Source organism: Alkalicaulis satelles (assembly GCF_008630495.1).
In the GTDB taxonomy this organism is placed as follows: Bacteria; Pseudomonadota; Alphaproteobacteria; order Caulobacterales; family Maricaulaceae; genus Oceanicaulis; species Oceanicaulis satelles.
In genome coordinates this window covers 276,310-288,835 of record NZ_VWOJ01000001.1, presented here as the reverse complement: position 1 = coordinate 288,835, position 12,526 = coordinate 276,310, and the positions used below count along the sequence as shown (strand labels likewise).

Below are 12,526 nucleotides of genomic sequence, written 5' to 3'. Positions count from 1 at the left end.
GGGAGTGAAACGATGCGCTATAGCCCCTGCTCCGCCGACAGGGCGGCCCCGATTTGCTGCCGTAGCTCAGGGGTAGAGCACTCCCTTGGTAAGGGAGAGGTCGAGAGTTCAAATCTCTCCGGCAGCACCAGGGATTTTCACCGGCATCGCCAACCGCCCTCGCCCGCTACTGCGCCGGGCGGTTGTCCTGTGCGGGGCTTGCGCTGGCCGGGGCCGGGCGGGCGCCGGGGCGGGGGTCGAGCTTGACCACGCCGGGGCCGGACAGGGCGTCGGGATCATAGCCGATCTCGGGCTCGCTCATCAGGGCGACCACGCCGGGCGCATCGCCGGCCTCGCAGGCGGCGGCGATGCGGTTGATCAGCGCCTCCATATCGGACAGTTCGGGGGCGATGGCGGTCTCGCTGAGAATGCGCGGATGACGGGTGGGTTCGGCCGCCTCGCCGATCAGCAATTCCTCATGGAGCTTCTCGCCCGCGCGCAGGCCGGTGAAGCGGATCTCGATATCGCCCGGCGCCATGGAGCCCTTGAGAAAGGGCCTCTGCCCGGCCAGACGCACCATGCGGAAGGCCAGATCCACCACCCGCACCGGCTCGCCCATATCCAGCACATAGACGCCATTGCCATTGGACAGGGCGCCGGCCTGGATCACCAGCTGGGCGGCTTCGGACATGGTCATAAAATAGCGCGTCACGTCCGGGTGGGTGACGGTCACCGGCCCGCCCTGCCCGACCTGCTGGCGGAAGAGCGGCATCACCGAGCCGGAGGAATCAAGCACATTGCCGAAGCGCACCACGGTAAAGCGCGTCGTGGTCTGGGATGCGGCCAGGGCGTGGCAGATCAGCTCGGCCAGGCGCTTGGTGGCGCCCATGACGCTGGCCGGACGCACCGCCTTGTCGGTGGACACCAGGATGAAGGCCGACACGCCCGCCGCCACCGCCTGACGCGCCAGCGCCAGCGTGCCCAGCGTGTTGTTGCGCACCGCGGCGATGACATTGTCCTCCACCAGCGGCACATGCTTGTAGGCGGCGCAGTGGAAAATGGTGTTGACCCGGTAGCGCTCCAGCAGCGTGGCCACGCGCGCATCATCGCCCACCGAGCCCAGCTTGGCGATGATCTCGCACTCGGCCTTGCGCGCCTTCAGGGCGCGCTCGATCTCGTAGAGACCGTATTCAGACTGATCGAGCAGGACGATGCGCGCGGGCGCCTGGCTGAGGATCTGCCGGCACAGCTCCGATCCGATAGACCCGCCCGCCCCGGTGACCATCACGGTGAGCCCGCGAATGGTGGCGCCCATCAGCTCCGGGTCCGGCGCGATGGGATCGCGGCCCAGAAGGTCCTCGGCGGTCACCTCGCTGATCTGGGACACCGCTGCGCGGCCCGACAGGATGTCATGAATGTCCGGCACGGTCTGGATGCGCAGATCATAGCGCTCGAGCTGGTCGAGAATGCCCTTGCGGCGCGCCCGGCTGGCGCTGGGCAGGGCCAGGAACACCGCATCGGCGCGCACCAGGCCCGCCGCATGGCCGATATCGGCCGGATCAAACACTTCCAGCCCGCCTATGCGCGCGCCATGCAGAAGGGGGTCGTCATCGAGAAACCCCACCGGCGCATGCTCGCCCCGCTCGCGCAGGGCCGCCAGCAGCTGGCGCCCGGCATCGCCCGCGCCATAGATCAGCACGCGCTCCTTGGCGCGCACCTGATGGTCGCAGAACAGCGCGCGCACAGCCACGCGCACCCCGCCGGTCAGGCACACCGCCAGCGACAGATAGATAACCGCCGCGCCCAGCGGCAGGTCCACCGGCCCCGTGGCGCTGAGCAATAGCAGCAGCAGGGCCGAGACCAGCGCGCCCAGCCCCGAGACCCGCAAGATATCCACATCCCGGTCCACGCCCAGGGACGCATAGAGCCCGCCTTGCATGAACATGATCAGGGCCGTTGCGATCACCAGGGCCAGCACGCCCCACACCTGCCAGTCCGAGGCGAAGGCCAGGCTTTGCGAATACAGCGCCATGGCCAGCACGAAAGCGGCGGCCAGGCTGGCGGCGTCGAACAGGACTTTCAGGGTGCGCTTGTGCGAGGCGCGCAGCGCGATGAGCCGTGCAAATGCTGATTGCGCCAGCGCGCCCGCTGATAATGACGTTTTCAGGCGTTTCATTATGGTCCAGCCGGTTCGTGTTCCCCTCAGAACGGTTCTAGACCGCAATCGCACTCAGGGCAAAGCCTGATCGCCTCGCCGGTCCCTCGCCGGGAAATCGCCGCAATTGCGCCACAGTACCGCGCCGGTGCGCCGCGAAGGTTAGGGCTGACGCCGCTGGCGGCGGGACCGGGGAGGGTGCGATGCCGAACATGTCTGAAATCCATGCGCCTGCGCCTGCATCATCTGCAGGGCCAGCAGCGGCCTTCACCGGATGGGCGGTGCGCACCGGGCTGACGCTGATGGCCATCCCGGCCACGACGCTGGTGCTGTTTTTATGGCTCGAAAACGACAATCCGGGCGTGCTCAAGGCCCTGTTCAAGGCCGGCAACTGGGTCTCGAACGTGATCCTCAACTCCCCGCTGGGCGCCGGGGATGCGGCCCGGCTGACGCTTTATCTGTCGGGCGCGCCGGTGATGTTCATGTTGCTCATGCTCGCATCCACCGTGCTGGTGCTGGGCGCCATGGCGCTGATCCGGGCCGTGACCGGCGCGCTGGCGCGCTGAACGCGCCTCACAGCGGCCAGATCCACAACAGCATGGGCAGGCTGACCGCCACCACCACGGCTTCCAGCGGCAGGCCCAGACGCCAGTAATCGCCGAAACGGAAGCCCCCCGGCCCCAGGATCAGCGTATTGTTCTGATGGCCGATAGGGGTGAGGAAGGCGCATGAGGCGCCGATGGCCACCGCCATCAGGAAGGCGTCCGCATTCACTCCCAGCACCGCCGCCGCGCCGATGGCCACCGGGCACATCACCGCGGCGGTGGCGGCGTTGTTCATCAGGTCTGACAGGAACATGGTCACGATCAGGATCGCCGCCAGCGCCAGAATGGCGTTGCCCATGGCCACCGTGCCGATGAGGCCGTCGGCGATCAGGCCGGCCACGCCCGTGGTCTCCATGGCGCCGGCCACCGGGATCAGCGCGGCCAGCAGCACCACCACCGGCCAGTCAATCGCCTGATAGGCGGTGCGCGGCGGCACGGTGGCGGTGATCATCGAAGCCGCCACCCCCATGGCGAAGGAGATGGCTGCGGGCAATAGCCCGAACGCCGCCCCGCCCACTGCGCCGGCCATGATCACGCTGGCGATGATGGCCTTGCGCGGTTCGGGCACGCGCAGTTCGCGCTCGGCCAGCGGGGCCAGGCCCATATCGGAGGCGAAATCGGCCAGCGCCTCGGGCGCGCCTTCCAGCAGGAGCAGATCACCGGCGCGGATTTTCATGGTGCGCAGGCGCGCGCGCGAGCGCTGGCCGTCACGCGACACCGCCAGCAGATTGATGCCGAACCGGGTGCGCAAGTGAAGATCGCGCGCCGAGCGGCCCGTCATCAGAGCTTCGGGCAGCACCACGAACTCGCGCAGGACGATTTCATCAGACCCGTCATCGCGCGTGCGCGCGCCCTCCCCGTCCTCGCTGTCGCGGGCCTTTGACCGGGTGGAGGCGGTGTCGCGCGCCTCGGCGCGCGCCGGTGTGGAGGCGCCGCGCTCCTCCAGCTTCACCCCCAGGGCCGAGAGCACATCGGGCAGATCCTCCACATCGGCTTCCAGCACCAGAATATCGCCGGCCAGCACCTTGCGCCGGCGGTGGGGCGCGGTGATGCGCACATCCTTGCGGATAATGGCCAGCACCTGGGCGTCCGCATCCTCAAACAGATCCTCCACCTGGCGCAGGGTCAGCCCCGCCGCCCGGCTTTTGGCGCCCACGCGCGCCTCGGTCATATAGGCGCCGGTGGTGAACTCGTCCTCGCCGCCCGAACGATTGGCCGGCACCAGCCAGCGCGCAGCCAGCAGCACGAACACCAGGCCAGCGCCCGCCACCGCCAGCCCCACGGGCGTGAAGTCGAACATGGCGAAGCCCTCGCCGGCCAGATCGGCGCGGAAGCCCGACACGATCAGATTGGGCGGCGTGCCGATCAGCGTGGTCATGCCGCCCAGTATGGTCCCGAAGGCCAGCGGCATCAGCACCTGGCCCGGCGCCATGTCGAAGCGGCCCGCCAGGCGCACCGCCACCGGCATCAGCAGCGCCATGGCGCCCACATTGTTCATGAAGCCTGACAGCACTGCGCCCAGCGCCACAAGCGAGCCCATGGAGACCAGAAGCCCGGCCCCGGACGGCAGGGCGTGGCGGGCGATCACGTCCACCGCGCCGGAGGTCTGCAATCCCTTGCTGAGCACCAGCACGCAGGCCACGGTGATCACGGCGGGATGGCCGAATCCGGCAAACGCGGTTGCAGGCTCAACCAGCCCGGCCAGCACGCACGCCATCAGCGCGCACAGCGCCACGATGTCATGGCGCAGCCTGCCCCACAGGAACAGGCCCATGGCGCAAGCGAGGATGAGAAGGATCAGCCCCTGATCGAGGGTCATGCCGGCAGCGCCCCGTCTGCTTCAGTCAGACGCGCAAACTGGCATATTTTCACGCCGCGCCAACCCGGCAAGGGCGCCCTGGCCCGGCCTCCAGCGCCCCGCTCAGTCCGGGCCGGTCTCTTCATAGGGTTCAATCTCCACAGCCGGCGCCCCGTCCTCGCCCGTCAGGACCCGGTAATCGGCATTGGCCGGGTCTGGCGGGATGAACACAATGGACCCGTCCGCGCGCTCGGCGCGGATCATGGTCTGGCTGTCATCGCTCCATTCGGCCCGGATATAGCTCATCGCTCACAGCTCCGCAGAGATATCGATATGAACCGTTTCGTCATTGGCCGCGCGCAGCATGGCGCACAGGCCCGAAGACGCGCTGCCGCCCGTGACATGGGCGACCAGCTCCACCCGGCCCGTGGCCGGACGGGAGAAAGACAGAGAATCAATGTCGCCGAGCAGGGAGGGCAGGAACTCAAACCCGCCCGAGGCGCTATAGCTAGGCGTGGCGCGCTTGGGATGGTGGGTCAGCAAGGTCCGGCTTTGACTGGCGTTGACCGAATACCCCAGCGCAAAACACCCATAGGCATGGAGGGCCTCGAGACGCTCGAAATAGCGCAGGCACAGCTGGCGCTCCAGCGCTATGGGGCGATGCTCGAACAGGCTGGCCAGCGGGCCGGCTTCAAGCTGGATCAGATCAAAGTCACAGCTCAGGGCCTCGGCCGCCCCGGTGACGCGCACCTCGAGAAAACTGCCTGGCCCGATGGTCTTGCCCGCGACCGAAGGCAGGCTGAACACCAGCACCACACGGCGCCAATCGCCATCACAGGCCACGACCTGGTCAGCCAGATGCACGCCGGGTGAACCGCCCGACCCGAAATTCTGGATCAGCCGGACCTGCAGCGTGCGCTCTGCATCGCTGCGCACGTAAAAACTCAGCGCCGCCTGGCCGCCCGACAGGGTGCGCGCATCCTCGATGCGCGTGGCGATGGCCGGCGCCGATGAGGGCGAGCCGGCCACGCTCCAGCGCAGAAAATGCGCGCCGCCGCCCGGGACATCGCTCTGGCCGGATGGATGATCCTCACGCGACGCGCTGACGCTTCCCCCGCCGCTGCTGAGCTGGCGCCACATATCGGGATAGGCCGAAGGCCCGCGCTGCCACACATCGAAGCGGCCATTGATCACCTGATTGCGCAGGCCCGCCAGCTGTCCGCCATTGAGCGCCTCAAGGCTGAGCGCGCCCATATGCGCTGCGCCGGTGGCGCGCTCCACGCGCAGCGCCTCGAACCACTCAGACCCGTCCGGCGAGACGCGCAAGGAGACGTCATCGGTCCCCGTCAGGCCCAGCTCGGCCCGCCCGCTCCAGCCCGACTGGAACAGGAGCGAAAGCACATGTTCCGGCCCTTCCTTGTTGAGCGTGTAGCGCAGATCGCCCGTGCCGCCCTCGCCTTCGGTGAGCGCGGTCCAGAGCGCGGTGTTGAGCTTGGCGGCGAAGCGGTTGACGTCATCGGGTTCGGTCCCGACGCCCAGGCGCTGCAGATTGGACAGGATGGCGATCAGCGCGCCCGCATCGCGCCAGGCGGTCCCGTCATGGACCTTTAGCGCGCCATCGTCTTCGACAAACGCCACCAGCCCCGCGCGCGGCGCGACCGCCTCCCAGACGCCGTCCTGGAACCAGGCCAGCGCGCCGGGCGCGAATGCGTCCCAGGCCTCGCCCCCGGCGCCGTCGGGCAGGATGTAGCAATCGCCGTCCTGGGGGCCGGACGGTTGCGCCGTCACGCTGGCGCTGAGCGCGCGCGCCTGCACCAGCGCATCCAGGCGCGACAGGGTCTCGTTGACCGTCACATGCTTCTGGGCCTGGGCCGGCATCAGCCAGGGCAGGCCCAGGCGGGGGGTGGCGTCGCTCATGGCGCGTCCTTCGCGGGAGGATATGTCATGGGCCGCAGCCTAGCTGCGCCGGACCGGCACGCGGACAGACGCGCGCCCTATCCCCGCCTGCCCTGCCCGCGCTTCAAGCCGCCCCCACCGCTTGGCGGCGGGGCGCACGCGGTGTAATCCCCGTGGCCATGACGCATTCTGTACGCCCCCTGGCCGAGGGATTTGCGGCCCCTTCCCTAGAGGACTGGCGCGCGCTGGCGGACGGCGCGCTCAAGGGCGCGCCCTATGAGAGCCTGGTGCGCCAGACGCTCGACGGGCTGGCACGCGGGCCGCTTTTTACCCGTGCTGACCTCGATGAGGCCTGCGATCCCGGCGCGCCGGGCGCGGCGCCCTTCATCCGGGGCGCCAGACCTGAGCGCGACGCCTTCCTGCCCTGGGCCATCCGCCAGCGCGCCGATCTCGCTGATCCGCAGGACGCCAACGCCGCGATTCTCGATGATCTGGCCGGCGGGGTCAGCGAGATCACGCTGAGCCTTGATCCCACGGGCCGCGCGGGCGTGGCGGTGCGTTCCTACGACGATCTGGCCCGCACCCTGGACGGCGTGATGGCCGATCTCGCCCCGGTCTGGCTGGCGCCCGCCTTTGATGCGCCGGACGCGGGCGCGCATTTCATCACCTGGCTCAAACAGCAGGGCTATCAGCGTGATGGCGTGCGCGGCGGGCTGGGCCTGACCCTGCCCGATGGCGCCCATGTGCAAGCCGCGCTGCTGGCGCTGGGCGCCTTTCCGGCCCTCACCCCGGTCACCATCCGCGCCCATGACGTGTATGAGGCCGGCGCCAGCGAGGGCCAGGAACTGGCCTATGCCTGTGCGGCCGGGGCGGCGTGGATGCGCGCGCTGATCGATGCCGGGCTGGACGCCGATGCGGCGGCGGGCGCCATAGAGGTGACGCTGGGCGCCGACGCCGATGTGCACCTGACCATCGCCAAACTGCGCGCCCTGCGCCGGCTGTGGTCGCGCATTCTGGAAGCTTTCGGCGTCAGCGCTGACGCGCGCGCGCTGAAACTCCACGCGGTCACCGGCGCGCGCATGCTGTCGGCGCGCGATCCCTACACCAATCTCATCCGCAATGCCTGCGCCGGGCTCGCCGCCGCGGCGGGCGGGGCGGACAGCGTGGAGGTGCGCGCCTTCACCCACGCCATGGGAGCGTCCACGCGCTTTGCCCGGCGCCTGGCGCGCAATCTCCACATCCTGCTGATGGAAGAGAGCCATGTGGGCCGCACCGCCGATCCGGCGGGCGGCGGCTATCTGCACGAGACCCTAGCCGAGCGCCTGGCGCAAAACGCCTGGACCCGTTTCCAGGCCATCGAAAAGGACGGCGGCGCGGCCCGCATCATCGCCTCGGGCGCCTTCGCGCGAGACGTGGCGGAGATGGCGGCCAAACGCGCCGCCCGCTACGCCAGGGGCTCTGACGCCCTGATCGGCGTCACCGCCTATCCCGAGCTGGACGCGCGCAAGGTCGAGACCGGCCCGGCGCCGGCGTCCTTCGGACCCGCGCCGGACGCGCCCCGGCCCTGGCCGGCGCTGGAGCCGGTGCGCTTCGCCGCCCCGTTCGAGGCGCTGCGCGAGGCGGCCGAGCCCGTGCGCCCGAAAGCCTTCCTCGCCACCATCGGAGAGGCCGCAGCCTATAGCGCGCGCGCCAGCTTCGCCGCCAACCGGCTCGCCGTGGCGGGCGTGGCTGCCATCCCGGCTGAAGCCCATGACACGCCGGACGCCTGCCTTGACGCCTTCAAAGCCTCGGGCGCGGCGCTGGCGGTGATCTGCGGAACCGATGCGGCCTATGGCGAGCACGCCGCGGCGCTGGCCGCCGCACTGAAATCCGCCGGCGCGCGCGAGGTGTGGCTGGCCGGGCGCCCCTTGGACATAAGCGGTATCGATCATTTCATTCACATGCGAAGCGATGCGCTGGCCGACGGCGCGCGCGCCCACGCCGTGACGGGAGTTGCGTCATGAGCCGCCATCCCGATTTCACCACGCTGGAGCTGGGCCAGCCCGACACCGCGCCCGCGCCGCAATCGAACGCGCCCGCTTTCGAGACCGCCGAAGGCATCGCCATCGCGCCGGCCCATGACCGGGAGCACATCGAGGGGCTGGACTTCACCGCCGGCCTGCCGGGCCTGGCCCCGTTCCACCGGGGCCCCTACCCCACCATGTATGTCCAGCGGCCCTGGACCATCCGCCAATATGCCGGCTTCTCCACGGCGGCGGAGTCCAACGCCTTCTACCGGCGCAATTTGGCGGCGGGGCAGAAGGGCCTGTCGGTGGCTTTCGATCTGGCCACCCACCGGGGCTATGACAGCGATAATCCGCGCGTCATCGGCGATGTGGGCATGGCCGGCGTCGCGATCGATTCCATTCTGGACATGCGCCAGCTCTTCGACGGCATACCGCTGGACGAAATGAGCGTGTCCATGACCATGAACGGCGCGGTGCTTCCCGTGCTGGCGCTCTATATCGTGGCCGCCGAGGAACAGGGCGTGAAGCCCGCCCAGCTCTCGGGCACGATCCAGAACGACATCCTCAAAGAATTCATGGTGCGCAACACCTATATCTTCCCGCCTGCGCCCTCCATGCGGATCATCTCCGACATCTTCGCCTTCACCGCCAAAGAGATGCCGCGCTACAACTCCATCTCCATCTCCGGCTATCACATGCAGGAGGCCGGCGCCCCGGCCGATCTGGAGCTGGCCTACACCCTGGCCGACGGGCTCGATTACATCGCTGCGGGCGTGAAGGCGGGGCTGGACGTGGACGCCTTCGCGCCGCGCCTGTCCTTCTTCTGGGGCATTTCCATGAATTATTTCATGGAAATCGCCAAGCTGCGCGCGGCGCGCCTGCTCTGGGCGCGGCTGGTGAAGGCGCGCTTTGCGCCCAAGAGCGACAAATCGCTGTCCCTGCGCGCCCACTGCCAGACCTCGGGCTGGTCGCTGACCGCCCAGGACGTGTTCAACAATGTGGCCCGCACCGCCATCGAGGCCATGGCCGCGGTGGACGGCCACACCCAGTCTTTGCACACCAACTCGCTGGACGAGGCGCTGGCCCTGCCCACCGACTTCTCCGCGCGCATCGCCCGCAACACCCAGCTGGTGCTGCAGTCCGAAGCGGGGATGACTGAGGCGATCGACCCCTGGGGCGGCTCCTATTTTGTCGAGCGCCTGACCCATGATCTGGCTGCGCGCGCGCTGGACCATATCGCCGAGATCGACGCGCTGGGCGGCATGGCCAAGGCCATCGAAGAGGGCGTGCCGAAGCTGCGCATCGAGGAAGCCGCCGCCCGCGCCCAGGCGCGTATCGATTCGGGACGCCAGACCATTGTCGGCCTCAACAAGTTCCGCCTGACCGAGCCCGAGGACGTGCCGGTCCTGAAAGTCGATAACCGCAAGGTGCGCGAGCAGCAGCTCGCCAAGCTCAAGCGCCTGCGCGCCGAGCGCGACGAAACCGCCTGTCAGAACGCGCTGGACGCGCTCTCGCGCGCCGCCGCCGCAGACGGCAATCTGCTCGCAGCGTGTATTGACGCGGCGCGCGCACGCGCCACGGTGGGGGAAATGTCAGACGCCATGGAAAAGGTGTTCGGGCGCCACACCGCGGAGATCCGCTCGGTCCAGGGGGTGTATTTGAAAGCTGCAGGCGATGACGAGGCCGTGCGCCGCGCGCGCGAAGCCGCCGACACATTCGCGCAGGCCGAGGGCCGGCGCCCGCGCATTCTCATCGCGAAAATGGGCCAGGACGGCCATGACCGCGGCCAGAAAGTGGTCGCCAGCGCATTTGCCGATCTGGGCTGGGACGTGGATATCGGCCCGCTCTTCCAGACGCCCGAGGAAGCCGCCCGCCAGGCGGTGGAGAACGATGTCCACGTGGTCGCCGCCTCGTCACTGGCCGCCGGCCACCTCACCCTGGTTCCGGCCCTCAAGGCCGCCCTGGAAGCCGACGGGCGCGGCGACATGCTGATCGTGGTCGGCGGCGTCATCCCGCCCGAAGACGTGCCGGAGCTGAAATCCATGGGCGCGGCGGCGGTGTACCCGCCGGGCACGGTGATCGCGCAGAGCGCGGTGGAGCTTATCGGCTTGCTGGGGGGGTGAGGCTTACGCGTAGTCGAGCAATAGCTCTTCCAACTCGCATAAGGAGTGCTCAAGGATCAGGTCGGGAATGGGGGGCGGCCTGCGCGATTGCGCCTTGAATTCTTCAATCTCGGCAGGTCCCCAATGCGAAATCCTGATCAGAAAATCCGAGTTTTCTTGCTTATGATGCGTCCCGTATTTGGCCCACGCGGACCGGACCTGGGAATAATTTGCCATGGACACATCTTTATATAGACTATCGCCTACATACACAATTATTTTAGATTCAGAGTCTTTTGATATTCTTCCCAGCACATGAGGCGATGGCTTTCTTAGCGTTGAATCCAGAAGAGAGTATTTGCCGCCATCAAGGCCAGAAAGCACCCTGCCAAACCGGGCCTTCTCTTCGTCATCTGCATGAATATCTCCACAGTAAACCTTTGAAAAATATTTTTCCAAATCAAGCTTTTGCAGCCTGTATGACGTGCCCAGAACATGGGATTCGGTATATGCGACGAGACTGAACTCGCTACAGGCCTTGGATAAAAATTCGACAACACCTGGATAAGGGCGCAAACCACTTTGACGGACAACGTTGAACGCCTCAAAAGCAGGCATCAAATTATCTTTAATATGCTTAAACGAAGCTCCCTGATAATATGCCTTCATTATATCGGTTTCAGCCAACGTGTAGGGATGCTCAACAGAGTGCCTTTTCCTATTTTCCTTTTGCAAAGAATTTACAATATGATCAAAATTTAATCCGGTTATATTGCTCGCCTCGAAAATCATTTCACGGATGGCGGGCACAATAGTATCAACCCAGTTGAAAAGGGTATTGTCTACATCAAGTGCAATTATTGGCTTTTTCATTTTTCGGCGCCAGAGCCTGATGCGCCAGTTGATGGCTCAACCAAGAAGAAAATCAATAAGGTAACCGCCAGCAAGAAGCCTTTTGTTGACCAATAAAATAAGGACACTTTGTTAGCCGCCGTTCTCACAGACCCCATACTTACCTTGCCCGCATCATCGAAGCTGGCCCCTTCAGAGCGGCTATACGCGCTGATATATTTGGTCATCCCATCAGGCATGCCAAAGAGATCCTGCGACAATCCTTTCGCGTCTGCGGCTTGTTGAAATGCTACGCTACCTCGCAGCATGCGGTGATAAACGCCAAGATCGAGCGTTCTGACAGCCATGATCGCAAGTATGCATGCTGCCGTCAAAAAACCGGAGACATGCCAAAAGCGCCCCATCGAATTCAGCCCCGCGTCTGGGAATTGAAGGACGATAACTACCGATAGGCCCAAGGTCGCCACCACAAACGTCAAGCCAAGCTGGCGCGAGCGCACAGACAGATCATTAAAATGCATCTGCGTTTGAATAACCTGCTTCCACGCTTCGACGCGCGCAGGCAAATCTTCAGGTCGGAAGTCTTGGGGCATAGGGCATCGCTCTGTGTGGCGTTCGGCAGAACCATTTCGTGCGCGCAATGCGGCGTCGATCCCACAGGAACGATCTGTTGATCGACCGCTAGTTTCTTCCCTTTCACCCAGAACGTTACAGGAACATGTGGCGTTTGAAAACAGTCTAATGCGAATCTGACGGGATAAAACAGTCAAATCCCCCTATCCCCGCCCCTATCCCCCTCCCCCCTTGGCGACCTTATTCTGCCCGTCTTCCCGCACGCGAGGTCGGTCCGGAGCGTCCTGGCCGGGCGGGAAGCGGGATGTCCCGAGCGGGGCCGGATTAACGCCCCGGCATCCGCAAACAGGCGGTGAAGTGGGAAAGCGAGCGGGCCGCCTGCGTGACAAGCGCGCACGGTCAAAGCCGGCAGCGAAACACCGTCACCCACCGTAAAATCGTCCCGCAGCGCGGGAGCCCTTGCCGGGCTCGACCATACACCGCACCACCCGTAACGGCCCGGACTGGCTCCCGCGCGCCTCGCAGGCCTTGCCCCTTGCGCCCCCTTATGGCGCAAGGGC

The 12,526-nt window shown here is 66.5% G+C and carries 9 protein-coding genes and 1 tRNA gene; 4 read left to right on the top strand and 6 right to left on the bottom strand.

The annotated features are described in order from the left end of the window. Positions 1-55 precede the first annotated feature (55 nt). Positions 56-130: transfer RNA gene (locus F1654_RS01365), tRNA-Thr, on the top strand. 36 nt (positions 131-166) lie between these two features. On the opposite strand, the gene F1654_RS01360 is transcribed toward F1654_RS01365, so the two are convergent. Beyond that, positions 167-2,155, bottom strand: a complete 1,989-nt coding sequence (locus F1654_RS01360; RefSeq protein ID WP_150021712.1) for a polysaccharide biosynthesis protein — start codon at positions 2,153-2,155, stop codon at positions 167-169. A gap of 182 nt (positions 2,156-2,337) precedes the next feature. Between F1654_RS01360 and F1654_RS01355 the strand changes: the two genes are divergently transcribed. Continuing rightward, positions 2,338-2,700 (top strand): hypothetical protein, encoded by a 363-nt coding sequence (locus F1654_RS01355; RefSeq protein WP_150021711.1) that lies wholly within the window; start codon positions 2,338-2,340, stop codon positions 2,698-2,700. Between the two features lie 7 nt (positions 2,701-2,707). Here the strand turns inward: F1654_RS01355 and F1654_RS01350 are convergent, their stop codons facing one another. From F1654_RS01350 to F1654_RS01340, 3 genes are all read right to left on the bottom strand, one after another. Beyond that, positions 2,708-4,558: an SLC13 family permease gene (locus F1654_RS01350; RefSeq protein WP_150021710.1), complete on the bottom strand. Its 1,851-nt coding sequence runs from the start codon at positions 4,556-4,558 to the stop codon at positions 2,708-2,710. A gap of 102 nt (positions 4,559-4,660) precedes the next feature. Further along, positions 4,661-4,843 (bottom strand): hypothetical protein, encoded by a 183-nt coding sequence (locus F1654_RS01345; RefSeq protein ID WP_150021709.1) that lies wholly within the window; start codon positions 4,841-4,843, stop codon positions 4,661-4,663. A gap of 3 nt (positions 4,844-4,846) precedes the next feature. Continuing rightward, the gene (locus tag F1654_RS01340; protein ID WP_150021708.1) at positions 4,847-6,454 is read right to left on the bottom strand and encodes a DUF2793 domain-containing protein; all 1,608 of its coding nucleotides are present in this window, start codon (positions 6,452-6,454) and stop codon (positions 4,847-4,849) included. A 158-nt stretch (positions 6,455-6,612) separates the two neighbouring features. Here F1654_RS01340 and F1654_RS01335 point away from each other — a divergent pair, with 158 nt between their 5' ends. Together F1654_RS01335 and scpA are read left to right on the top strand one after the other, a co-directional pair. Next, complete coding sequence (locus F1654_RS01335; protein WP_150021707.1) at positions 6,613-8,436, top strand: methylmalonyl-CoA mutase family protein; 1,824 nt, start codon at positions 6,613-6,615, stop codon at positions 8,434-8,436. After that, positions 8,433-10,562, top strand: a complete 2,130-nt coding sequence (scpA, locus tag F1654_RS01330) for a methylmalonyl-CoA mutase (RefSeq protein ID WP_150021706.1) — start codon at positions 8,433-8,435, stop codon at positions 10,560-10,562. Before F1654_RS01335 ends, scpA begins: the two co-directional genes overlap by 4 nt. A gap of 3 nt (positions 10,563-10,565) precedes the next feature. Here scpA and F1654_RS01325 read toward each other — a convergent pair whose 3' ends face one another. Both F1654_RS01325 and F1654_RS01320 read right to left on the bottom strand, forming a co-directional pair. After that, on the bottom strand, positions 10,566-11,414 hold the full coding sequence (locus F1654_RS01325) for an HAD family hydrolase (protein ID WP_150021705.1): 849 nt from the start codon (positions 11,412-11,414) through the stop codon (positions 10,566-10,568). Further along, positions 11,411-11,986, bottom strand: a complete 576-nt coding sequence (locus F1654_RS01320) for a hypothetical protein (protein WP_150021704.1) — start codon at positions 11,984-11,986, stop codon at positions 11,411-11,413. The genes F1654_RS01325 and F1654_RS01320 overlap by 4 nt, the downstream gene beginning before the upstream one ends. Positions 11,987-12,526 lie beyond the last annotated feature (540 nt).

What these genes read in the sequence shown, in the direction of transcription:
- F1654_RS01360 (WP_150021712.1), bottom strand. Translation starts at nt 2,155, where the DNA reads ATGAAACGCCTGAAAACGTCATTATCAGCGGGCGCGCTGGCGCAATCA.
- F1654_RS01355 (WP_150021711.1), top strand. Translation starts at nt 2,338, where the DNA reads ATGCCGAACATGTCTGAAATCCATGCGCCTGCGCCTGCATCATCTGCA.
- F1654_RS01350 (WP_150021710.1), bottom strand. Translation starts at nt 4,558, where the DNA reads ATGACCCTCGATCAGGGGCTGATCCTTCTCATCCTCGCTTGCGCCATG.
- F1654_RS01345 (WP_150021709.1), bottom strand. Translation starts at nt 4,843, where the DNA reads ATGAGCTATATCCGGGCCGAATGGAGCGATGACAGCCAGACCATGATC.
- F1654_RS01340 (WP_150021708.1), bottom strand. Translation starts at nt 6,454, where the DNA reads ATGAGCGACGCCACCCCCCGCCTGGGCCTGCCCTGGCTGATGCCGGCC.
- F1654_RS01335 (WP_150021707.1), top strand. Translation starts at nt 6,613, where the DNA reads ATGACGCATTCTGTACGCCCCCTGGCCGAGGGATTTGCGGCCCCTTCC.
- scpA (WP_150021706.1), top strand. Translation starts at nt 8,433, where the DNA reads ATGAGCCGCCATCCCGATTTCACCACGCTGGAGCTGGGCCAGCCCGAC.
- F1654_RS01325 (WP_150021705.1), bottom strand. Translation starts at nt 11,414, where the DNA reads ATGAAAAAGCCAATAATTGCACTTGATGTAGACAATACCCTTTTCAAC.
- F1654_RS01320 (WP_150021704.1), bottom strand. Translation starts at nt 11,986, where the DNA reads ATGCCCCAAGACTTCCGACCTGAAGATTTGCCTGCGCGCGTCGAAGCG.